Here is a 24,651-nt window from a genome sequence, read left to right on the forward strand (position 1 = left end):
GATTAATTAGGTATAATTTTGAGTATTCCTTTTCCTTCAACAGCGATGTAAATATAACCATCCGGACCTTGTGCCACATTGCGCACCCGCCCGATGTCTGTGGCAATTTTTTGTCGTCCAATTACTTCGTCTCCTTTCAGTTTTACCAATTCAAGATATTGAAATTTTAAAGACCCAACAAGTAAATGCCCTTTCCAATTAGGATAACGGTCGCTGGTTACAAATGCCATTCCACTCGGTGCGATGGAAGGCAACCAATAGTAAATTGGTTTTTCTATTCCCGGTTTTTCCTTTTCTGTGCTAATAGTAGTTCCATCATAATCGATGCCATAAGTAACTACCGGCCAGCCGTAATTGGCTCCTTTTTTTATGATATTGATTTCATCTCCGCCTTGGGGGCCATGCTCGTGCACCCAAATGGCTCCTGTTATCGGGTTTTTTGCCATTCCTTGTGGATTCCTGTGACCATAGGAATAAATGGCTTCCTTCGCTTCTGCCTGTCCTACAAAAGGATTGTTTTTAGGGATGGTTCCATCATCATTTAATCGGTATATTTTTCCACCATCGCGTTTGATATCTTGTGGATTTACAAAATGGTTGCCGCGCTCTCCCACTGAGAAGTACAAATAACCGTCGGTATCAAATGCAATTCTGGAGCCAAAATGTTGCCCTTTTGTGGTATTGGGAGTAGCTTTATAAAGTGATTCTATTTGGGTTAGACTTCCGTCCAGTAATTTTGCTCGAATGAGTTTGGTATTACCGCCTTCACCCTCACCTTCACTGGAGGCATAGGTCATATACAACCAACCATTTTTAGCATAGTTGGGGTGTAAAACGATGTCTAATAACCCACCTTGTCCACGAGAATATACTTTGGGAACATTTCTTATTTCGGTTTTTGTGCCGTTTTTGATTTGGTAAAGAATACCGCTTTTTTCTGTAACCAGCATCGTTCCATCAGGCAACCATGTCATTCCCCATGGTATCGCAATATCTGAAGCAACAATTTCAAGAGTATAATTTTTTATTTCCTCTTGAATGGGAGTATCGTTTGGTTTTACTTGAGCTTCACAACTGAAAAAAATGGAAGAAAGAATCGAAAGTGTAACCAGTGTTATTTTTTTCATGAATTTATTTTTAAGTCCTGTTTCAATAGAAAACTTTTTTAAAGATACTAAAAACAAGATTTAAAAAGGCAATCCTTTTTTTAAACTTTGATAAAAAAGGATTGCATAGATAGCTGTAAATGTTTTATTTCAGTTCGTTTGATGGTAATCTCCGAAAGGATCAGATAAAAAAAGATTAATTAAATAAACTTTTTTTGATTCCCATTTCTAATCCTCGTAATTCAGCAAGACCCCGCAAACGACCTATTGCAGAATATCCGGGATTTGTTTTTTTATTTAAATCATCCAACATTTGATGTCCGTGATCAGGACGCATTGGGATTATATTTTTTGTCTCTTTTTCTTTGTTGAGTATTGCTTTTACAACAGCAAACATATCCACATTGCCTTCTAAATGATTGGCTTCATAAAAACTTCCGTCACTTTCTCTTTGAGTACTTCTCAAATGAATAAAATTCATTTTAGCACCATGACGATCAATCATACCGGCAAGATCATTATCCGGTCTTACTCCATAAGAACCGGTACACATCGTAAAACCGTTTGAAGGAGAATCGAGAACGGCTAGCATTGCTATCAAATCGGCTTCGGTACTTACAACTCGAGGCAAACCAAGGATTGGAAATGGAGGGTCATCCGGATGAATGGCCATTTTTACCTGAACACTTTCAGCAACCGGGATGATTTCTTTCAGGAAATAATAAAGATTTGCTTTTAGTGTAGCTGCGTCAATGTTTTTATAAGCCTCTAAAACCTTCAGAAATTCTTGAACACTATACGCTTCTTCGGCACCGGGTAAACCTGCAAGAATATTTTGCTGTAGTTTCACTTTGTCAGCGTCGCTTAATGCTTCAAAACAAGCAGTTGCAGCAGCAATTCTTTCCGCGGAATAATCGTTCTCTGCTTCGGGTCTTTTAAGAATGAATAAATCAAAAGCCGTAAATTGATTAATGTCAAATCGCAATGCTTTTGACCCATCAGGCATTTCATATGCTAAATCAGTTCTGGACCAATCCAATACGGGCATGAAATTATAACATACTGTATGTATTCCGCAAGCAGCAAGGTTTTTGATACTTTGCTTGTAGTTTTCAATATATTGAAGGTAATTCCCTGTTTGTTTTTTAATGTCTTCATGTACAGGAATACTTTCCACAACAGACCAGGTAAGCCCTGTTAATGTATTGTCAACCTCAGAATTTTTAAAAGTAATTGTATCTTTTCTTTTTAAAATTTCGGCTATTTCCCATACTTCCCCATTAGGAATATGATGTAATGCAGTCACAATCCCCGTAGCTCCCGCTTGTGCTATATCAGCTAATTTAACGGAATCATTAGGTCCGAACCATCTCCATGTTTGTTCCATTTTCAGTATTTTTTATTTATATTTTACTTTTTATGACTGTCCGTGACTAGTACCAAAGTGATAAAATTAGCCACAGATTAAAAAGATTTTCACAGATTCCTTTCATAATGCTTATAAATTTGTGGCAAAAAAAGACTTGGGATGAATTAAGGACAGTCCTATTACTTTAGATACTTGTAACTCCAAATCCACCGTCAACATTTACAATGATTCCGGTAATGAATTTTGAAGCATCGCTACACAACCAAATTAGAGTTCCACCCAAATCTTCCGGATTACCAAATCTTCGCATTGGCGTCTGCTCGATAATTTTTTTTCCTCTGGCTGTCAAACCTCCGTCAGGTTCCAATAATAAAGCTCTATTTTGCTCTCCAATAAAAAATCCTGGCGCTATCGCATTTACTCGTATTCCTTCCCCAAATTTAGTAGCCATTTCAACAGCCATCCATTTGGTAAAATTATCGATTGCCGCTTTTGCCGCAGAATAACCCACTACGCGTGTCAATGGACGTTGGGCTGTTGCAGAAGAAATATTAATGATTACCCCTTGTTTCTGGTTCGCAAAAATTTCTGAAAAAACTTGTGTTGGCACTATAGTACCAATAATATTTAAGTCCAATACCTTTTCTAAATCTACAGTTTGCATATTAAAAATAGTATTATCCGGGGCAATAGTTGCACCTGGGACATTTCCTCCGGCAGCATTGATTAAAATATCAAGGCGTCCGTATTTTTCCAGTATTAAATCTTTTACTTTTTCAAGTGATGGTTTATCCAGTACATTGGCAGCTACAGCAAAAGCTTCTCCACCATTTTCCTTTATTTTATTAACTACTATGTCGGCTTTGGCTAGGGTTGATCCCATTATCCCTACTATTGCTCCGGCTTTCGCCAAAACTTCCCCCATTTGACCTCCTAAAACCCCAGATCCTCCAGTGATTAAAGCTACTTTTCCTTTTAAATTGAATAAATTATCCATGTTATTTATTATTTTTATTGATCAAGTTTATAAAAAGTGTTGGCATTGCCATACCAAATCAGATCTTGCTCTTGAGTTGGTAATTGCGAAATATATTCTTCCAGCGTTTTTACAACCTGATTATAATTTGCGGCAAGATTGCAAACGGGCCAATCAGAACCAAACATTAGGTTTTCTTTCGAAAAATTATCAAAAATCACATCGAGATACGGTTTTAAATCGTCTGCTGTCCAGGAATACCAGTTCGCCTCCGTAACCATCCCCGAAATTTTACACATCACATTTTCTGCTTTTGCTAATTCCTTGATGTTCTTTTTCCAGGATTGAATCGACTTTGATTTTATGTCAGGCTTTGCAATATGGTCCAATACAAAAGCTTGCTCCGGAAAATGATTGACCAGATTTATTGCTGCGGGCAACTGCCGATGAAAAACGAGAATGTCATAGGTGTAATCAAACGGTTTCAATTGGCTTATACCGTTACGAAAATCATTGCGCAGCATAAAATCATCAGATTCTCCTTGTACAACGTGTCTAAAGCCTTTCAGCTTTTTTTGAGTCGAAAAAGCAGCCAGTCGCTCGGCGATATTTTCATCTAATAAGTCTACCCATCCCACAATACCTTTGATGAAATCATTTTTTGCCGCTAAGTCAAGCAGAAAATTAGTTTCACCTTCCGATTGGCTAGCCTGTACCGCAACACAACCGGAAAATTTATTTTCGTTCAGTAACGGCAGAAGATTTTCTGGTAAAAAATCTTTTTGAATTTTCTGCATCGATGCATCAATCCAGCTATCCCGAATAGGATCAAACTTCCAAAAATGCTGATGGGCGTCAATACGTTTATGCATAAAGCTTTTTCTAATTTACATCATTAATTAATGATCGATCCAAATGTACATATCCTCCGTCTACAAAAACGAATTGTCCGGTAGTGTGCGAAGAACGATCAGAAACAATAAACAACGCAGTGTCTGCGATTTCTTCAGGGCTTGTCATCCTTGCCTCAAATGGGATGCTTTTATTTATTTTTGCCAAGACCATTTCGCCATCCGGTAATGTTTTTAACCAATCATCATAAGCAGGAGTAAAGCTTTCTGCAATGATAATCGCATTGGAACGGATATCGTATTGAATTAAATCAACGGCCCATTCTCTGGTAAGACCTAATACTCCCCCTTTTGCGGCAGCGTATCCGGAAGTGCCTCCCTGTCCTGTTAAGGCAACTTTAGAACCAATATTAAGAATATTACCTTTTGATTCCTTTAGATAAGGAAGCGCATATTTAGTCAATAAAAAATAGCTTACCAGATTCAGTTTTAACGAGTCCATGAACTCCTCATAACTGGCGTCTAATCCTGCGCCATCGTTTACTCCAACATTATTGATAACGGCATCTATTCGTCCGTATTTTGCAACAATTTTTTGTACAGCAGTTTCCATTTGCTCCGGATTAGTTACGTCCGTTTGCACAAATAAGGAATCCAAACCTCTTTTTTGAAGCGCTTCTGCATATCCAAAACCCCTGTCGTTACGGTCTACAAGTACAGGTATTGCACCTTCGTCAGCCAGTCTTTTTATGATGGTCTCACCAATGCTTCCTTCTTTTCCTGCCGATCCTGAAACGACTATAATTTTACCTTTTAATCCTAAATCCATACTATTTTAGTTTTTAAGTTTAATCCAGTTCAATCAACGCTTTGATAACGTTGTTTTTTGGATCAATCCACTTTTCAAATTCAGTTATCATTTCTGTGAAAGGAGCCCTGTGGGTAATGTATTTCTTGGGGTCTATTTTACCGTTTTTCAGGCATTCGATCACGTAGAGAAAGTCCTCTTTTGTTGCATTTCTACTGCTCATTAAAGTGGATTCCCGTTTGTGAAAATCAGGATGGCTGAAGTTGAGTTCCCCTTTTTGCAGCCCCACTAAAACAAATCGTCCACCATGGGCGATGTAATTAAAAGCGCTGTTCATCACATTACGGTTACCGGTTGCATCTATAACAACTGTAGGCATATCACCGTTTGTGATTTCCATAAGTCTTGCCGTTACATCTTCATTTGCAGGATTTATCGTGGCATCAGCATGGAGTTCTTCTTTACAAAAACGCAGCCTGTATTCGTTGATATCCATGGCGATTACTTTTGCGCCAGCTATTTTGGCAAATTGTATCAGGCCAATTCCAATAGGACCGGCTCCCATAACAAGCACCGTGTCCTTTGCATTTACGGCAGCTCTTCTTACACCATGTGCAGCTATGGCTAGCGGCTCAACCAGTGCCAGTTGGTCGTAATCCAATCCGTCGCCTTGCAATAAATACTGTTCAGGAACGGTAATGTATTCTGCCATTCCTCCATCAATATGAACTCCAAAAACTTTAATCTTTGCACAGCAATTCGTAAGTCTATTTTTACAAGCCACACATTCGCCACAATGAAAGTAAGGTATAAAAGTTACCTTATCGCCAGGCTTGTAACCTTTAGCTTCGCCTTCAATGTATTCAGCAGCGAGCTCATGACCTAAAATACGCGGATATTCAAAATAGGGTTGTGTCCCACCAAAAGCATGGATATCTGTACCACAAACGCCTATTTTTCTAATCTTTAATAATACTTCACCATCCTTGCGTACTGGCATGGCTTTTTCTTTTAATTCAAACTGATGGGGTTTTTCGCATACAATGTATTTCATCTCTTAAATTTTTCTTTATGATTATTTGCTGTACGCCACCGCCACTTGTTTGCTTGTTCCTAAACCTTCCATTCCTAATTCAACCACATCTCCGGCTTTAAGATAAATAGGTTCTGGTTTGATTCCTAAACCAACACCAGGAGGCGTCCCAGTACTAATAACATCACCCGGAAGCAATGTCATAAACTGACTCAGGTAATGAACTAAGAAAGGGATTTTGAAAACTAAATTCGAGGTATTACTATTTTGGAATGTTTTTCCGTTTACTGTCAACCACATCGACAAATTATCTACGTCTGCAATTTCATCTTTTGTCGCCATGAAGGGTCCAAGTGGAGCGAATGTATCGCATCCTTTTCCTTTGGCCCATTGTCCGCCACGTTCCAATTGAAAAGCTCTTTCGCTGTAATCGTTATGCAAACAATAACCTGCCACATAATCCATAGCATCTGCTTCCTCTACATAACTGGCTTTTTTGCCTACAATAAACACTAATTCAATTTCCCAGTCGGTTTTATCACTGTTCTTTGGAATTATTAAATCGTCATTTGGTCCACACAAAGCAGTAGTCGATTTAAAGAAGATAATCGGTTCTTCCGGTATTGGTGCACCAGTTTCTTTACAGTGATCCACATAGTTTAAACCAATGCATATTATTTTAGAGGGTCTTGCCACCGGTGAACCCAAACGTACAGAAGCATTAACTTCAGGCAAAACAGGATTGTCTTTTAAAGCTGCTTCTAATTTTTCTAGTCCATTTTCTTCAAAAAAGGCTTCATTATAATCCGCAACAATTGCCGATACATCAAATCTTTTTTCTCCGATTAAAACACCTGGTTTTTCTTTACCGGCTTCTCCAAAACGTATTAATTTCATTTTATCTATTTTTTAGTATAATTGTTTTTATAATATAAATAAGGTGACCTTAGTTATTTAATTTAATAAATCCTCCATCAATAGGATAGTCACAACCGGTAATAAAACCAGCTTCATCACTGCACAAGAATAACGCTAAAGCCGCTACTTCATCTGGTTTCCCCATGCGACCAATAGGTTGTGATTTAGACAACTTATCAAACATTTCGGCTTCCTTACCCGGATAATTTTTAGAAATGAATCCATCCACAAACGGGGTATGTACCCTGGCAGGAGAAATGGAATTACAGCGGATATTTTCGGCCATATAATCTTTGGCAACGGATAAAGTCATGGCCATTACAGCCCCTTTCGCCGTGGAATAAGCAAATCGATCCGGAATACCTACCCAAGCCGCAATGGAAGCCATGTTCACAATAACTCCGCCATCTGATTGTCGCAGTTGTGGGATTGCTGCATGCAAACAATTGTAAACCCCTTTCACATTCACACTCATAATTCTATCAAAGTCGGCTTCTGGCGTGGTTTCCACGTTACCTACATGTGCTATTCCTGCATTGTTGACAAGAATGTTAATGTTGCCAATTTTTTCAAATGTTGCCAAGACTTCTTGTTGATTGGCCACATTACAAGCGTGAGAAAACACTTTCCCACCTGTTGCACGTATTTCGGCAACGGCTGCTTGAGCACTTTCATCGGTCAATTCAATGATATGAACCTCAGCTCCTTGCTTTGCGAATAAGGCTGAAATTGCCTTTCCTATTCCGCTTCCTCCACCGGTAACCACCGCTTTTTTATTTTGTAATGAAAACATACTTTTTTTCTTAGATTTAAAATTTTAAACTTCTTATAGCGATATTCCACACTGCTATGGAACAAAATCGTCTTGATTTAACTGCGCTGCTTTTGGAAACATTATCTGCAACTTTCCTACAAAATCCAGAAAAAGAATATACAGGTAATTAAAAATAAAGAGCAGCAAGTAATTTCATATTTGTCAAAAACACTTTTATTTGCGTAATCGATTGCATGATTAATGATAAAAATATTTTAATAAAATTAATTAATAATTTAGAAGGCGAAAGATATAAAGATATAGTGATTAAATTACCTTTTTTAGTTCAAAATTATTCTTGTTTAATTGTTAATTATCTTTGTTTTTTAACAAAAATGAAAAAATAAAAGAGCATCTTGTCAAAACGATTGTTTTTTTCGCTTATTTCTGATTAAAATCAATATGCTGAATTCTAATTAGTCTTTTGAAAAAAGTTTTTGAAAAAGAATAGCTTACTTAAAAATTTGCAGACTGGTCATAAAAAAACCACCTATGGATTGTTATAGGTGGTTCAAATGCAATTTAGTGTATTTTATTATTTCTTAACGCTGTATTTTTCGGTTCTGGCATCTTTGATTACCCCTTTCCAGTTTAATCCGAAACCAAAATCATACACATTCCCGTTAGTATCTATATAAGGAGTCATGTCATGAGGAACATCTTCCATTTGTTTTTCAACGGTTGACATGTTCAAAGGCATTTGTAAAGGCAACAATCCAGAAGGTTCTGTTTTTCCAGAAACAATATCCATTAAAGCTTCTACTTGTACACCAAATTCTCCAACAATTGCATCAACGTCTTTTTCAAATTCACCAAAAACCATTGGATTGGAAATATTTACAGATACCAATACCGGCTTCCCATTCATCGCTTTTTTAGTTTCCAGAATCGTATTTAAATCCGGGTACGAATTTGATTTAGACGTTTTATTCAAATACGAACGGTTTGTAATCGTTGGATCAATCACAGGATCTCCGGCAGCAATACTTTGCGCTCTGGCATCTACAGCCTTATACTCTTTTAATTGTAAACTGATTGGCACATATCCATTTCCACCGGCTTCTCTATCGGCTCTGCTGTATCCGCCGCTGATGGGACTTTTGATAAATACGATGGCAAAATCAGCTTTAGCAGGATCATCCGTTACGGTATAATATTTTTTAATCAATTCTAAATTAATAGGATATTCAATTTTTTCAGGAGAGGGTTGACCAAAAAAGTTGATTCCTGCAGGAGTAACTCTTTTCGGGATATATACGGTCTTTCCTTTCGCGATTGGCAAGGTCTTATTTCGATTTTTAATCATCACAATAGATTTCAATTGAGTGTCATAACCGGTTTTCATGAATTCAGGTTGACCTACAATTGCTTTGGTCTCATTAGCATCTAAATAAGCATTTTCGAATAATCCCACTCTAAAAATGTTCAAAAGTAAACGAACCGCTGATTGCTCAAAACGCTTGCGCATAAACGTTTCTCCGTGTTCTTTTATACCCATTTGGTACGCTTCAAGTACCGGCTTAATGTCATTATTTCCGCCAAATTGATCCACACCTGCCATCATAACTTTGTAATGTCTTTCTGCAACACTTAATTTTTCAACACCCCATGATTTACCTGCAAAGACATCAGGTGTTGGTCCTTCATTGGCGGTAATCAACCAATCTGTACAGACCACTCCGTCATAACCGTATTTATTTCTCAATAAATCAGTGATGATGTATTTACTAAATCCGTTTCCAACATTCTCACCGTATTTTTTATCCTGACCATACGAAATCGTATAATACGGCATAACCGCCGATGCTTTTTTAGTTTTTCCGTTCAATTTAAAAGCGCCTTCTAAAAAGGTTTTTAAATGAGTTTCAAAATTATTACCTGGATACACGGCAAATTTTCCATACGCAAAATGTCCATCACGACCTCCTTCTTCCGGACCTCCACTTGGCCAATGTTTGACCATTGCGTTGACACTTTGATTTCCCCATCCCTCATAAACAGCAATTGATTTAGATGAGGTTTGAAATCCATCTACATAGGCTCTTGCCATGTCTGTAGCTAATTTTGGGTCTTCGCCAAAAGTGCCTACAAAACGATTCCATCTTGGTTCTGTCGCTAAATCAATTTGTGGAGATAAGGCTGTAGTAATTCCGAGGGCTCTGTATTCCTTAGCCGCAATAGATCCAAATTTTTCCGTAATAGCCGGGTCAAATGTTGCTGCCAATCCTAATTCCTCAGGCCATTGTGATATGGAACCGCCTGATCCGGCATTGTATTCAGAATCTTTATTGGCTCCATTTCTTGGGTCAGAACTGTTATTGGATGGAATTCCCATTCCAATTCCTTCCACTAATGCTTGTATATTGTTATTCCATTGTGCCGCAACTATTGGACTTTGAACCGAAGTCATTAGCACATGACGCAAATTATCGTTGGTTAAAAAAGCAATTTGTTGATCGGATAAATCCGAAGCTTTTGCGCCACTTTTAGAAAATGGTTTTTCATTATATGTTCCGGTAAACATTCCTGCTTCCTGTGCCGGAACAGATTGATGTCGGCTATATAACATTAATCCTGCCATTTGCTCTACTGTCATTTTGGTGGCAAGATGTTTGGCACGTTCCGCTACCGGTTTTCTCCAATCTTCATAAATATCTAACTTGCCATTTTTATTCAAGTCTTTAAAAGCTAAATCATCTGCTTGTATGATTTTAACTCCTGATTTGGGTGAATATCCTAATGTTTGGCCTTCTTTATTTTGAACAATATTATATGAACCTTTAGGAGTTTCTGTCCATTTCTTTTGGGCATACGTTTGCGTTCCAACAAGTAAAATTAACGCAGATAATACTATTCTTTTTTTCATATTTTGGGTTGGTTTTTAGATAAGTAAACAGCTAAATTGTATTCGCAGGCTGATCTGTGTTCTTTGTTTTCAATTGGTAATACTTCGCCCATTATTCAGATTTCTATTTTAGCTTTACGAAAACGTTTTCAAATATATAAAATAATGTGTCATAACAACGCAATGAGTTAAAAATATTTTAAAAAATAGTTTCCGAATATGCTATAAATGCGTCATTTAACACTTTTTTGTATCCTTAAAAAGTAGTTGACAAGTACAAAAACCTGGCATTATTGCCACGCTTTTTCATTTTTTCTACTTTTGGTAATACTATTGATTTACAAGTTGTATCTAGCCCCTAATGTCCAATTGGATTTACCGTCAGATATAGTTTTATTAGCAAATCCTCTAACGTCAAATTTTTTATTTATTTTATAAGTAATGGTTTCAGAAATACCGTAGGTATTATTCAGATCAAGACCGTAAAGTTGAGATACAAAACTAAAATCACCTCTGATTATAGTTGTATTAAAAGCTAAAAAATTAGCTTCAAAATCATTGTTCCTACCTTTACCATGTAAATAAAAAGTACCTATCGAAACGCTTTTGGATAACTCATAACTCGTGATTAATTCTTGGGCAAAGAAAGTGTCAACGAGATAGTCTTTGCTAATTTGTAATGCTGGTAAATGGACGCCTATGTTTACTTTTAATTTTTTGTCAACTAATTTATATCGGGAGATAAAAACAACTCCTCTGGGAGTTAGATTGCTTAATCGTATCGTAGACAACAAGTGAAACGAAAGTCGTTTGCTTTCATTTGTTCCTGCGTTAATTATTAAATGAGGATCTTTAGAGGTAAAGGCCGGGATAAAAGAGAATCCACCGGTACTCGCTTCAAAATTGGCGTATTGAGCGTGCAAAAATGTGCTTAAAAGAGATGTAATGATTACAAGTAAAGTTTTGTTCATAAAATAGAATTAGACGTATTTTTTTTCTAAATAAATTACAAATATATAACAATGTGTCAATTACACACAATGAAACAATAGAAAATCACCAATCTATTTGTTTTAAACGAATTTGATTCCATTTGAATATAATTTAGTCCATTGCGTAGGTAATTATCTAGGTCTTAATCCCAATTGTCTAAATAATTCTCAAAGAAATCACCCGTATGTGTTTCTTTAAATTGTCGGTATTTTGGCCACTTATTTCCTTGAGCAAAAATTTCTTTGATAATTACGGAAAATCGCTTAAAAACGAAGCTTTAAGACCTTGTGGATCGGTTATTTATGTGAGTCAATTAGAAGTCGCTTGGACCTACTTCCGGAGACCGTATTGCTGATAATCATTTCCAAAATAAGTGTAACCCGATTATTATTGACGGTATTTTGTATGGTACTGCAAAACTGGATTTTTAATCCCGCTTCGGAAGGCCCAAGATTCCAATAGCTTTCGCTTTTTTTAAAGTAAATCGAGGCGCCATATTGGTAGGATGAAGAAAGCAATAACAAACGAGTTATCTATAGCGTAGGCTCAAAAACGTGTGCGATTAATGTATTAGACGGTAAACCCATCAGTAATTTTGGATAAAAAGGCTTTATCGATTTGACGGAGAATCTGGACCGCGAACCCGACACCTATAATCCGTTTATTTCGAACACAACTCCCGGAGTGATATACAAAACACAGACTATTTCAATTGTAATTTCTTCTTTGCCTCGAGGGCAATAGGGTCTGTGTTTAGGAGTTCCAGGGATTTGACCATTCCCATTGTAGTGTTCTTATATCTCTTAAAATGAGTGGTTTGTATATGGGTATTGTAAGCGTCATCATTGGCATATATCTCAAATACGGTGATGCTGGCAGGGTTAGCTTTATCAGATACCGCATATAGTGAAAGGACTCCAGGTTCTACACGGACCGAAGTTTCCATTTCCTCTTTCAATATACTTTTATAGCTTTCCAGTTGGGCTGCATCAATTTCGAGTTTTGCAATACGTACGACCAGATTCTTATTTTGAGCAAATGCACTGCCGCTTAAAAGGGTTGTCATCATTATCATTGCTATAATTTGATATAATACTTTTTTATTTTTCATTTTTTTTGATAGTAGTGTTAGTTTAAGTTTTCAGAAAAAAGACTAATAGTCTTTCTTTTTTACCCATTTTTTCATACTGGCTATTTTTTTATAAATTTTCGATTACCAACTAAGCATCCGCGTACTTCACTTTACTTCTTGATCTTTTTAAGTGTAAATGCTTCTCCAGGAACAAGCACATATATGCGTTGCGGATTAACCACCATTTTTTTTAATTTTTCAGGATCACCATTGAACGGCGCAAAATCAGGTGAATCCACTGATCCCCAATGATTAAGCAGTAGCGGCGTGTTTGGATACGCATTTGCAATTTTCACCGCACCTTCTAAAGTGAAATGCCACTCGCTATCTGAAAAATCAAACAAAATAGCATCTGGCGCAGGGAACTCAAGGTGTTCTTTCATCAATCGAGAATCGCCTGGAGCCCAAATAGTGCCATCAGGTGTCTCAATCCAAAACCCACATGCATCTTCATTTTTAAAGACACGTTTACTCATGCCCGGATATGCATTTTGATATGCATGATCAGCGGGAGTCAGTTTAATCTTTAGACGGCCTATTTTAAATTCATCACCGATAGTGTGACCAAATGATTTAAAACCTTCATTTTTCATCAGCGAATCAACATATATTGTCGAATGATATTCTTTTGTCACGTGCAAAAGGTTGCGATTGGTAGGAATACTATAATGGTCATTATCGGCATGCGTAACCAATACTGCATCTAATCGAGGGACATCTTTTGGCGCTATTGGAAAATCTATTAAAAGTGGCATATCAAAACCTTCCAACAAAGGATCAACCATCAAAATAGTACCTCGGCTATTGATAAAAAAGCCAGCCATACCCAGCCACCTTAGCGTGGTTTTATCAGATGCTTCAAAAGCCTCTGCGCCAAAAGTTTGTGTTTTCCCTGGTCGGGCTTGATATTTCTTCTCTTTCTTTTCTGTTACCGTACTTTTCGTACTGTTTGTAGGCGATTGTGCCTGAACAATTAGTATTGAAACTAAAAAAGTCGCTATTGTAAAAATCCAATTTTTTGCTTTCATAATTCTTTTTGTTAATTAGTAATGACTTTGATTATCTGATATGCAAATTTCTTTTTATTTTGTATGATAAAATTATATAAATCACTGTATATCTTACCATTATTACTGATTAAAGATAAAAATAAAAAAGCAATAAATATTTGTATTAATTTTGAATGAATTGAATTTAGAAGTCATGAAAGAAATAGTAAAATTGGAAAGTATCGCACAATTTAATTCTGAGCGAGGACAAAAGACCTTACATCCCAAGGTAAGTGTTCTGGACCAATCATTATCAAAACCTATAACAGCAACCCGTTTCGTTTCGGAACTTTATATCATTTTTTTTAAGGACTTGAAATGTGAGGAACTCAAATATGGACGCACCCATTATGATTACCAAGAAGAAACATTGCTTTTCATTGCACCAGGTCAGGTTTTGGGATTTGAAAAGGATATTAAAATTATACAGCCAAATGGATGGGCATTAGCATTTCATCCTGATTTAATACGGGGAACTTCACTTGCTAAATGCATCAAAGACTATGATTTTTTCTCCTATGATGTAAATGAAGCGTTGCATGTATCTGAAAGAGAGAAACAAATTGTTTTGGAATGTTTTAACAAAATAAAACATGAAATAGAATATCCAATTGACAAACACAGTAAATCTATAATTGTGAGCAATATTGAATTATTTTTAAATTATTGTGTTCGCTTTTACGACCGGCAGTTCATAACCAGAGAAAACATTAATAAAGATGCCTTAGTGAGGTTCGAAACTTTGTTGCATGACTATTTCCAATCGGGTAAACCACAAACGCTAGGATTACCTTCGGTACGGCATTTTGCTGAAGAACTTCACTTGTCAGTAAACTATTTTGGAGATTTGGTGAAGAAAGAAACCGGAAAACCGGCTCAGGAATACATACAGGAAAAAGTGATAGATCTTGCCAAAGAAAAACTTTTTGATATCAATAAATCAATCAGCGAGATTGCTTATGAAATAGGTTTCAAATACCCACAACATTTTACTAGATTATTTACACAACGCGTAGGTTATTCCCCTTACAAATACAGAACGATGAATTAAAAGCTACAATACATCTATAGCCTCATAAACATTTTGCCCGGCTTCATCATCAAAAAACATTCGAACAGGCGTTTCAAATAATAAAAGTACTGTTTTAGAGAATTCTAGAAACAAAAATTCTATTATTACAAAATGTCGTAACCAAAAGGAGTATTTGAAAACCGGTATTCCGTTAAACTGGTTTTTTAGTTATTTTTACATCTTTCTAATCAACCTAAAATGAATAAATTTTCAGTTTTACTGATCGTATTGATAGTGCCCATTTTTCTTTTTGGTCAAGTTAAAAACGATTCATTATTAAAAGAACTAGATAATACGGTCAATGAATATGGGTTGTATTTAAATCGAAAAGAGGCCGATATAAATAAACTTAAGGGACTTTTACACTATACTGCTACAGACCTGCAAAAATTCGATATTTATGGCGAATTGTATGTTCAATACAAAGCATACCAGTCGGATTCAGCATTAATTTACGCTAGAAAGAGCGTATTGATTTCCCAAAAATTAAAAAATCCGGACAAAGTAAACGAAGCAAAATTAAACGTTGCCTCCATAATGGGAACTTTAGGAATGTATAAGGAATCCCTTGATATACTAGAAACAATAAATATCCATTTGACGCCAAATCTAAAGGGAACCTATTATTGGACGAATCGTATTATCTATGGTTATTTGAATGATTATGGCACTTCCAGTCAAGAAAAAAAGGAATATGATGCGTTGACGAAAAAATACAGAGATTCGGCAATGCTTTATTTTTCGCCAAAATCCATAGAATTTGGTGTTGCCAAATCAGACCAATTATTGGAACATGGGCATGCGGATCAAGCGATAGCATTGTTGCAGGTATTCTTTTCAAAAACAGCAAAACAAGATCCGGACAGAGCCGTTATCGCCTATATTATTTCGGAAGGGTATCGATTGAAAAAAGACAGAGAACAGGAAGAAAAGTGGTTGATTATCTCTGCAATATCGGATTTACAATTGGTAAAAAAAGAAAATATTTCTTTGCGTAAATTAGCTTTCATCCTTTATGAACAAGGCGATATAGACCGGGCCTATAAATACACCAAAAGATCATTAGAAGATGCTCTTTTTTGTAATGCCAAATTGAGAACCTACGAAATATCAAAAATGTTGCCCATTATAAATGAGGCATATGAAAATAAAAACGAAACCAATAGAACGCAGCTAATCATTTTTTTAATTTGTGCCAGTATTTTATCCTTGTTCCTATTAGTCGTTTTGATTCTGCTTTTTAAACAAATGAAAAAATTAGCCAATGCCCAAAAAGAAATAGGTTTAGCCAATACAAAACTGTCCGTATTGAACAGAGAGTTAAATGAAATCAATGAAAGGTTGAATCAAACCAATGCAACACTTGCCGAAGCGAGTTTATTGAAAGAAATTTATATTGGCAGCTACATGGATCAATGTTCGGATTATATTGCAAAATTGGAGGAATACAGACGAAAATTGAATGTAATGGCTACTGCGGGAAAAATGAATGAACTTGTAAAAGCAGTGAAGTCGAATACTTCTATTGAGAAAGAATTAAAAGAATTTTATACTAATTTTGATCAAACTTTTTTACAATTATTCCCCAATTTTATTGATGATTTTTTGAAATTGGTAGTAGATAAAGAGGTACTTCATTTGAAACAAGGGGAACTTTTAAACACAGAGTTAAGAATCTTTGCACTCATTCGGTTGGGGATTAAAGACAGTACAAAAATTGCAGAATTTTTAAGGTATTCGGTATCGACGATTTACAATTATCGTTCCCAAATAAAAAACAAATCGGTAGGACCCAGGGAAGAATTTGAATCCAAAGTCCTTTTAATTGGTTCATCGGGCAAAAACTAAAACCCTTTACCTCACTAATACTTGTTGAAAAGCAGTATTTATTGCGTTTTTATTTTATAAATCTGCCACTTTTTTTGTGTATAAATTAATTTTAAACTATTGATTTTAAATTAATTATAAAAAATATAATTTACTTTTTTTTTACCTGTAAAATTTTGAGCAAGGAAAGAATCTACTTTTACTATATCGAAATTTTGGAAATATAAGGCAATACTCCAACGTGTTTAATAAATCGATTTCGCCCAAAAAAACATTAACTAAAAAAATTAAAATGAAGGTAGTATTATCAAAGGGAATGGCCATTGCATTGTTTTGCTTTGGATTAGTAACAAACCCATCTGCAGCGCAGGAAAAAAAATCGACAATTGAGCGCAAATGGTGGAAGGAAGCCGTTGTGTATCAAATTTATCCAAGAAGTTTCAAAGACACTGATGGAGATGGAGTAGGAGATTTGAAAGGGATTATTCAAAAATTAGATTATATCAAAAGTCTAGGAATAGATGTGGTTTGGTTGAATCCAATTTACGGTTCGCCAAATGCGGATAACGGATACGATATTTCGGATTATCAATCTATAATGAAGGAATTTGGAACCATGGAAGATTTTGATGCATTATTGAAAGGAATGCATGAAAGAGGTTTGAAATTAGTAATGGATTTAGTTGTCAATCACAGTTCAGATGAGCATAAATGGTTTCAGGAAAGCAGAAAATCCCGAGACAATCCATACCGCGATTATTACCATTGGTGGCCAGCCGAAAAAGGAAAACCCGCTTTCCGCCCAGGTGCTTTTGAAGCAGATGGAAGTGGTTGGAGATATGACAAACAAACGGATTCTTATTATTTACATTACTTCAGCTATAAGCAACCTGATTTGAATTGGGAAAACCCAGAATTGCGTCAGGAAATTTATAGCATGATGAATTGGTGGTTCCAAAAAGGTATTGATGGTTTCCGTATGGACGTGATTCCATTTATCGCAAAAGACACTACTTTTCCAGTAATCACTCAAGCCGATTTAGATAAAAACTACCAAGGACGTTGGGATGTTTTTATGGCCAGCGGACCTCATTTGCACGATTATTTGAAAGAAATGAACAAAGAAGTTTTGAGTAAATATGATGTAATGGCATTGGCAGAAGGTGCCGGAATGACGCTGAAATCAGCTCACGATTTTGTGGATACCGATAGAAAAGAACTGGATATGGGGTATCATTTTGAAGGGACCAACTTAGGATACATTCCGGGTTATTTCAAAAAAATGAATCCAAATTGGAGTTTAATTGATTTCAAAAAAATCTTTTCTGACTGGGATGGAGTTTACGACCAAAAAGGATGGGGAACCATTTATTTAGGAAACCACGATCAACCCAGAATGACTTCTCGTTGGGGAAATGACGCACCAGAATTTAGCGCTGTTTCATCAAAAATGTTAACCACTTTTTTACTTTCGATGAAAGGAACGCCCTATTATTATAATGGAGATGAAATAGGAATGGTGAATGCCAAATTCAATAAAATTGAAGATTATAGAGATATTGAAACGATTGCAGAATATGAAAAAGTAAAAATTGCCGGGGGTGATTTGAAACAATTCATAGAAGATCAAAAAACTGGTGGAGCAAGAGACAACGGAAGAACTCCTTTTCAATGGGATAGTTCTAAAAACGGAGGTTTTTCAACAGCGGAACCTTGGTTAAAAGTAAATGATAATCACACGATTTTGAACGCAGCGGCTCAAGAAAAAGACCCAAATTCAGTATTGAATTACTTTAGAAAAATGACGAAACTTCGCAAATCGAATTCCGTTTTAGTTTATGGAAAATACACCCTTTTAGACAAAAACAATCCTAATGTGTATGCATACACCAGAGAATTGGAGGGTAAAAAAGTGTTGGTGTTATTAAATTTTTCTGCCAAAAATGCAGTGGCAAATACTGGAATTAATTTAAAAAACGCAAAAGTGTTGATTAATAATTATGCAACGGTATCAAAAAAAGCAACACTAAGACCTTATGAGGCTCTTGTTTTAGAGTTGAAATAGCGACTATAATTTTACTGATAATTTACTATATTGTCTAAGTTTTACATTTAAAAAAAGGACGATATAGTAAATTATTATTTTTAATGAAGGAGATATTTTGCCTGCTTTTATAGGTATTGAATTATCTTTACTCAACTTTATATTCAATTGGATGTGTAATAAGGTTAGCAAAACTAATAATTAGCTTTTATCTTAGTACCGCATTAGCTTCAAGGCATCATTCAATCTTAACGATACATTGTCCCAATTGATTATGTTGAACAGCGCCTCTACAAAATCAGTTCGTTTATTTTTGTATTTTAAATAATAGGCGTGTTCCCAAACATCAATGACCAATAAGGGAATAGCTCCCCATTGCGTTAGTTTTTCGTGGTTTTCACATTGCAAAATCACTAAACTATCACTGTAAGGTTGGTATGCTAAAATTCCCCAACCATTCCCATCTACATTTTTAGAAGTAGCAGCAATTAAAATTTTTAATTTATCAAAACTCTCAAAATTTTTCTCAATTCGCTTTAGTAAATCCCCTTGCGGTGCTGTACTTTTATTAGTAAGGTTTGTCCAAAATATCGAATGTAAAATATGTGACGAAAAATGATAGGATAGTTTTTTTGTCCAAAAATCAATGGTTTCCAAATTGTTTTCATCCAATGCTTTTTTTATCATTTGCAGATCTTTATTGGCTCCTTTTACTGCTCCACCATGATGAAAAGTATAATGCAAATGCAAAGTTTCCGCATCCATATAGGGCTCCAGAAAACTTTCGCTATAGGGCAATGTTTGCTGAATATAATTACCGTTTGCATCTACTAATTTATCAATTGAATTATCCGCTAAATTATCCGCAAACGCATTGGTAGTAGGAAGCACTAATGCTGCTGCACCAAACAATGTACCCGATTTTAAAAAATCTTTTCTGTTCATAGCATTAATTTTATAATAATCCCTAAAACTGCTGCTACAGCAATAATATAGGGTTCTTGAATTTTCTTGATATAAAGTAAAGCAAAAATTGTTGCAATAGCTATTAGCGTTGTTGGAATATCTAGAATACTTCTGGATGCAATTACACCAACAGCACCAACTAATGCACCAACAACAGCTGCTGTAATACCATCTACAAAAGCTTTGATTGATTTATTTTGTGCTATTTTTTTAAAGGATGGAGCCAAAGCAATTGTAAATAAATAACACGGTAAAAATGTTGCTAAAGCCGCAATCATCGCACCTGGAAAACCTGCAACTAAATAGCCAATAAAACCAACGGTGATAACAACTGGCCCGGGAGTAATCATGGCAACAGCCACTGCATCTACAAACTGTTGTTCCGTCAACCATTGATTTTCTATTACAACTCCTGCGTGTAAAAAGGGCACAATCGCCAATCCACTTCCAAATACAAATGCTCCCGCTTTCGCAAAAAAGATGGCAATTTTCATCAGAGTAGTATTTTCATAGTTCCAAAAGCCTATTTGTAATAGAACGATAGAATTGACCGTTTTACTATTAACCCATTTTGGGGGAGCTTTGACAAACATATATAAAAGTCCGGCAAATACAAACAGCAAAACTTGTTCTTGCTGTGTTACTAATGTTATAACTATCGCAACTATAAAAAACAACCACAATAACCAATTCGTTTTAAAAGATACTAAATTGAATTTACCGATAGACTTCAGCGTCAATTTATAAGAACTCATTACGATAATCCCTATAACAGCTGCGCCTACACCATAAAAAACAGCTTGTATCCAAGACAATCCTCCATATAATTTATAAACGATTCCTAATAGTACTACCATTATAAAAGAAGGCAAAACAAAGGCTAATCCTATCAAAGTTGCTCCTAGAAAGCTGTAATGTACAAATCCCAGGTAAATTCCTAATTGTGCCGCTAATGGACCAGGTGCTAATTGTGCTAAAGCCAGCCCTTCTTTGTATTCTTCTTCTGAAATCCATTTTCTGTCTTCAACTAAATCGCGGTGCATATAGCCAACCAATGCTACTGGACCACCAAAACCAATCGTTCCTAGCTTCAGGAAATAAAATATTAATTCTTTTAAAGTGTATTTTGGATTTTCCTTCATCGTAAAATATTTTTAGAAAGTAACATAATCCCCGTCTTAAGGAAACGACATTGATTCCCATATTAGCAAAAACACAAAACTAACGATGCTAACGATGTATAAATAGTATGCTATTTACCTTTTGTATCTGGATTACTTTTTTGGGAATTTTTTCGGTAGGAAGAAGGGTTTTTTCCTGTACTCTGTTTGAATATTCTCGTAAAATGACTTTGATCTGAAAAGCCCGTCATATAGGCTATTTCGGTAAGAGTATAGGTTGAATTTTGAATAAGGGTAATTGCTTTTTCGATTCGTAATTTTCTAACGTAATCTCCAAAGTTGAGGTCTTCAAAATACTTGGAAAACTCTCTAGATAAATAGGAAGAGTTAAGCTCTAAGTCATTGGAAATTTTTTTCAGGTCAAAAGTGAATTGGCTGTCTATTTGATCCTGAATAATTGCTTTCAAATCTTTGACCCAAGCAGGTGTTTTCTTATTGCTTGTTTTTTTCTCTTTTAAAAATTTATTATACACTTCATGTAACATATTTTCAAAAGGACTATTTTGCAAATGATTTTGTTTATGTAAATGAGTTGCCCAACTGTATAGCGCATCATAAATAACCATTCCCGTTTCTAATAAGGTATAGTCATCTGTAATGTTATGGGAAAGCCCCGCTGAAATTGCCCAAAGCCCTGCTGACTCTTTTGCAATATCGTGTCTGTCTGTGTCTGCACCACGAACAATATCAGCCATAATTAAAACAGCAGGGTCTTTAATTTTATATTTTTTCACAATGTAGTCAAAGGTACTTTGCTCTTTGTAATGTGTAAATTCTACATTAGGAATATCAAATGGAATGGCATCTAGTTTTTTTGCTTTATCCAAAACTTCGCTGAACGGTACATAAATAAATTCAGCCTCTTTGTCTACAAATATTTTTATTAACCAAGGACTGGCTATTCGATCAATTTTAGGTCGCTCTCTTGTTATCCATTTCATCTGTGATTATTTACAAGGGTTTTGTTTAATGCGGTCTTTTTAGGCATTAAATTTTTGTCTTTCGGGTTTATCTAATTTCTGCATAAAAAAGGTTTCAAGAAATAAATCTTGAAACCCCTATTTTAGTAGTGTTCTTACTAGAATTGGCAACAGCCCAACCCTTTTTAACTTTTATACGTCTATAGCATCATAAACAACTACTTTTTCCCATAAATGAGAACAGTTCTTTATAAAAGTCAGATGAAGTGGATGGTCCTGGTATATTTTTTGACCGGCTTCATCATCAAAAAACATGAGTTCTGAAACACTCCAAGAGGTGTCTACTACTTCACGCTTTTCCGTCGAAGCTAAAACGCCCACATGAATTTGGCGAATAGTTGGAATTGCCGCTAAGGTTTTCAAACCGGAAATCAATTGCTGTTTATCAGCCTCTGATTGGGGGTTTTTTAACCAAAAAAATACATGATGCAACAAGGGTTTCTTCTTTGGACGCATTGCAAAGCCCATAATACCTGCAACTCCAAATAAAGCTGCAGAACCAATAAATCTTCTACGTATCATCAATTTATTTATTTTAAAAGGTAAATATCGAAATTTAAAAAATAAAAAAAGACAAAATGACTCCTTAATATTTTATTTCTAAAATTTTTAAAAGATTTAATTCCCCAATTCTTTTTCGTGTGCCAGTCAAATATTGATTTGCGTTTAGCAATCAGTTCAAGAATGCTTTCACCTGTTCCGTTTTGTGAGCTTTAGGATTTAAATGACCACACCATTTCATGTTTTCAAACAAAAAGAAGACTATACCCTAAATGAATGTGCAATAATGAATTAATTAGACCATCTGGGGAATAGTTGTAGCCATCTTTCCTTTTTTTAATTATTTTTATACGGTTTTAACAAAGAAGTAATGGAAGCAATTTTAAGAAGACAAATTGAGAAAATAGTAAAATTAACGGATGATGAATTTCAATTGGTACTCTCGTACTTTTCGGTGGGTAAATATAAAAAACATCAATACATTGTGCAACAGGGAAATTCCGTTCCGGATGTTCATTTCGTAGTAAAGGGTCTCTTAAAATCTTTTTATATAGACAAATCGGGTAAGAATCATATTCTGCAATTTGCCATGGAAGATTGGTGGATAACTGATAATCAAGGTTTTTATAATAAACAGAATGCTACGCTCAATATTGACTGCTTGGAAGATGCACAGACCTATTCTATCACTCTTGAAAATAGAGAAAAGCTGTGTGTCGAGTCACAGAAAATGGAATTCTTCTTTTTGCAAAAAATGACTGCCGGTAATATTGCGCTTCAAAACAGAATTCTCTCGCTTATGAGCAAGAATTCAGAGGAACGATACACGCAATTTATCCAATTATACCCGGATTTGATTTACCGAATTCCTAAAACTTTGATAGCATCCTATCTGGGTATTTCAAGAGAAACATTGAGTCGTTTATCGCATTGACGTGATATAGGTCACAAAGAATATGTGATGTATGTCCTTTATAAGCCATGGAATGTTTTCGAATTTTGTACTTCATAAAATTTTAAAATAGAATTATGGAAAATATAGCGTTAGTAGTTGGAGCGACCGGAATAACAGGCAGTAATCTCGCAGAAAGACTTATTGCTAAAGGTTGGATAACTTTCGGTTTAGCCAGAAACCCACGAAAAGATATAGAAAACCTTCAGCCTGTTGCTGCAGACCTTTTGGATTTGGAGAATTTAAAAACAGCTTTAAAAGATATTTCTCCCACACACATCTACATTACAAGTTGGATGCGCCAGGATTCCGAAGCTGAAAACATACGGGTAAACAGCTTGATGGTCAGAAATCTTCTGGAGGCATTATCTTCTAAAAAATCAGTGCGACACGTAGCGCTTGTTACGGGACTGAAACATTATCTTGGGCCGTTTGAGGCTTACGCCAAAGAAGGGTTTTTGCCCGAAACACCACTTAGGGAAGAGCAACCCCGTCTGGAGATAGAGAATTTTTATTATGCCCAAGAAGATGAAGTTTATGCAGCTGCAGCGCGAGATGGTTTTACATGGAGTATTCACCGCCCGCATACGGTTATAGGAAAAGCAGTAGGCAACTTAATGAATCTTGGAACTACACTCGCGGTGTATGCAAGCATTTGTAAAGAAACAGGAAAGCCGTTTCAGTGGCCAGGTTCAGCAGCGCAATGGAATGGACTTTCAGATGTAACGGATGCAAGAGTATTGGCAGAACATTTAATATGGGCTTCCACTACAGAAGCAGCTCGTAACGAAGCATTCAACGTGGTAAGTGGAGACTTTTTTCGCTGGAAATGGCTGTGGAAAAAATTAGCGGAATCGTTCGGGATTGAGGCAATAGGCTATGACGGTACGATACATCCACTTGAGGAACAAATGGTAAATGATGCTCCGGTTTGGAAAAACATTGCCGTTCAACATGCTCTTACAGAGTCTGATTTAAGTAGACTGGCATCTCCTTGGCATACTGATCTTGATTTGGGACGCCCAATAGAAGTCATGACGGATATGTCTAAAAGTCGTAAACTTGGATTTCCTGTTTTTCAAAGAACCGAAGATTCATTTTACGATTTGTTTGAACAGCTTCGGGTGGAACGATTAATCCCCTAATGGAAGTTTTCTTTTAGGTGTTTATAAAATCTTACAAAAAAAAAGGTTTCAAGAGAGTATCTTGAAACCTTTTCTAGTGGTACTCCACT

Annotated in this window: 21 protein-coding genes; 5 read left to right on the plus strand and 16 right to left on the minus strand. The window is 35.8% G+C overall.

Features of this window, described 5'->3' with window-relative positions; translation table 11 throughout:
* Positions 1-2: 2 nt before the first annotated feature.
* The 12 genes from ACNQGG_RS01535 to ACNQGG_RS01590 all read right to left on the minus strand — a co-directional run bounded on the left by ACNQGG_RS01535 (position 3) and on the right by ACNQGG_RS01590 (position 13,873).
* A complete protein-coding gene (locus ACNQGG_RS01535; protein ID WP_417960865.1) occupies positions 3-1,127 on the minus strand; it encodes a PQQ-dependent sugar dehydrogenase in 1,125 nt (374 codons plus the stop codon).
* 175 nt (positions 1,128-1,302) lie between these two features.
* Complete coding sequence (gene uxuA / locus ACNQGG_RS01540; protein WP_417960867.1) at positions 1,303-2,493, minus strand: mannonate dehydratase; 1,191 nt, start codon at positions 2,491-2,493, stop codon at positions 1,303-1,305.
* Between the two features lie 166 nt (positions 2,494-2,659).
* Positions 2,660-3,472, minus strand: coding sequence for an SDR family oxidoreductase (locus ACNQGG_RS01545; RefSeq protein WP_416855850.1), 813 nt, complete (start codon positions 3,470-3,472; stop codon positions 2,660-2,662).
* 14 nt (positions 3,473-3,486) lie between these two features.
* Entirely contained in the window at positions 3,487-4,323 is an 837-nt protein-coding gene (locus ACNQGG_RS01550) for an amidohydrolase family protein (RefSeq protein ID WP_416855851.1), read from the minus strand.
* A gap of 10 nt (positions 4,324-4,333) precedes the next feature.
* The gene (locus tag ACNQGG_RS01555) at positions 4,334-5,131 is read right to left on the minus strand and encodes an SDR family oxidoreductase (protein ID WP_417960869.1); all 798 of its coding nucleotides are present in this window, start codon (positions 5,129-5,131) and stop codon (positions 4,334-4,336) included.
* A gap of 19 nt (positions 5,132-5,150) precedes the next feature.
* The gene (locus ACNQGG_RS01560) at positions 5,151-6,164 is read right to left on the minus strand and encodes a zinc-binding alcohol dehydrogenase family protein (protein WP_417960871.1); all 1,014 of its coding nucleotides are present in this window, start codon (positions 6,162-6,164) and stop codon (positions 5,151-5,153) included.
* A 21-nt stretch (positions 6,165-6,185) separates the two neighbouring features.
* Positions 6,186-7,040 (minus strand): fumarylacetoacetate hydrolase family protein, encoded by an 855-nt coding sequence (locus tag ACNQGG_RS01565; protein ID WP_417960873.1) that lies wholly within the window; start codon positions 7,038-7,040, stop codon positions 6,186-6,188.
* A 49-nt stretch (positions 7,041-7,089) separates the two neighbouring features.
* Complete coding sequence (locus tag ACNQGG_RS01570) at positions 7,090-7,854, minus strand: SDR family NAD(P)-dependent oxidoreductase (RefSeq protein ID WP_417960875.1); 765 nt, start codon at positions 7,852-7,854, stop codon at positions 7,090-7,092.
* Positions 7,855-8,410: 556 nt separating this feature from the next.
* Entirely contained in the window at positions 8,411-10,741 is a 2,331-nt protein-coding gene (locus tag ACNQGG_RS01575) for a glycoside hydrolase family 3 protein (protein ID WP_417960877.1), read from the minus strand.
* 317 nt (positions 10,742-11,058) lie between these two features.
* Positions 11,059-11,691: a hypothetical protein gene (locus ACNQGG_RS01580; RefSeq protein WP_417960879.1), complete on the minus strand. Its 633-nt coding sequence runs from the start codon at positions 11,689-11,691 to the stop codon at positions 11,059-11,061.
* A gap of 725 nt (positions 11,692-12,416) precedes the next feature.
* Positions 12,417-12,824, minus strand: a complete 408-nt coding sequence (locus ACNQGG_RS01585; protein ID WP_417960881.1) for a putative quinol monooxygenase — start codon at positions 12,822-12,824, stop codon at positions 12,417-12,419.
* Positions 12,825-12,955: 131 nt separating this feature from the next.
* Positions 12,956-13,873 carry an MBL fold metallo-hydrolase gene (locus tag ACNQGG_RS01590; RefSeq protein WP_417960883.1) on the minus strand — a complete coding sequence of 306 codons (918 nt, stop codon included), beginning with the start codon at positions 13,871-13,873 and terminating at the stop codon, positions 12,956-12,958.
* A 175-nt stretch (positions 13,874-14,048) separates the two neighbouring features.
* On the opposite strand from ACNQGG_RS01590, the gene ACNQGG_RS01595 reads away from it, so the two are divergent.
* The 3 genes from ACNQGG_RS01595 (at position 14,049) to ACNQGG_RS01605 (ending at position 18,858) form a co-directional block, all read left to right on the plus strand.
* Entirely contained in the window at positions 14,049-14,945 is an 897-nt protein-coding gene (locus ACNQGG_RS01595) for a helix-turn-helix domain-containing protein (protein WP_417960885.1), read from the plus strand.
* Positions 14,946-15,164: 219 nt separating this feature from the next.
* Positions 15,165-16,814, plus strand: a complete 1,650-nt coding sequence (locus tag ACNQGG_RS01600) for a DUF6377 domain-containing protein (protein WP_417960887.1) — start codon at positions 15,165-15,167, stop codon at positions 16,812-16,814.
* A 271-nt stretch (positions 16,815-17,085) separates the two neighbouring features.
* Positions 17,086-18,858, plus strand: a complete 1,773-nt coding sequence (locus ACNQGG_RS01605) for a glycoside hydrolase family 13 protein (protein WP_417960889.1) — start codon at positions 17,086-17,088, stop codon at positions 18,856-18,858.
* 192 nt (positions 18,859-19,050) lie between these two features.
* Here ACNQGG_RS01605 and ACNQGG_RS01610 read toward each other — a convergent pair whose 3' ends face one another.
* The 4 genes from ACNQGG_RS01610 to ACNQGG_RS01625 all read right to left on the minus strand — a co-directional run bounded on the left by ACNQGG_RS01610 (position 19,051) and on the right by ACNQGG_RS01625 (position 22,486).
* Positions 19,051-19,782, minus strand: coding sequence for a superoxide dismutase (locus ACNQGG_RS01610; protein WP_417960891.1), 732 nt, complete (start codon positions 19,780-19,782; stop codon positions 19,051-19,053).
* Complete coding sequence (locus tag ACNQGG_RS01615) at positions 19,779-20,945, minus strand: chromate transporter (protein WP_417960893.1); 1,167 nt, start codon at positions 20,943-20,945, stop codon at positions 19,779-19,781. The genes ACNQGG_RS01610 and ACNQGG_RS01615 overlap by 4 nt, the downstream gene beginning before the upstream one ends.
* A gap of 110 nt (positions 20,946-21,055) precedes the next feature.
* Entirely contained in the window at positions 21,056-21,925 is an 870-nt protein-coding gene (locus ACNQGG_RS01620; protein ID WP_417960895.1) for a chromate resistance protein ChrB domain-containing protein, read from the minus strand.
* A 171-nt stretch (positions 21,926-22,096) separates the two neighbouring features.
* Positions 22,097-22,486: a Dabb family protein gene (locus ACNQGG_RS01625; protein ID WP_417960897.1), complete on the minus strand. Its 390-nt coding sequence runs from the start codon at positions 22,484-22,486 to the stop codon at positions 22,097-22,099.
* Between the two features lie 349 nt (positions 22,487-22,835).
* Here ACNQGG_RS01625 and ACNQGG_RS01630 point away from each other — a divergent pair, with 349 nt between their 5' ends.
* Both ACNQGG_RS01630 and ACNQGG_RS01635 read left to right on the plus strand, forming a co-directional pair.
* Positions 22,836-23,399, plus strand: coding sequence for a Crp/Fnr family transcriptional regulator (locus ACNQGG_RS01630; protein ID WP_417960899.1), 564 nt, complete (start codon positions 22,836-22,838; stop codon positions 23,397-23,399).
* 95 nt (positions 23,400-23,494) lie between these two features.
* Complete coding sequence (locus ACNQGG_RS01635) at positions 23,495-24,562, plus strand: SDR family oxidoreductase (protein WP_417960901.1); 1,068 nt, start codon at positions 23,495-23,497, stop codon at positions 24,560-24,562.
* Positions 24,563-24,651: the final 89 nt, after the last annotated feature.

The organism is Flavobacterium esculini (assembly GCF_048284325.1).
Lineage (GTDB): Bacteria > Bacteroidota > Bacteroidia > Flavobacteriales > Flavobacteriaceae > Flavobacterium.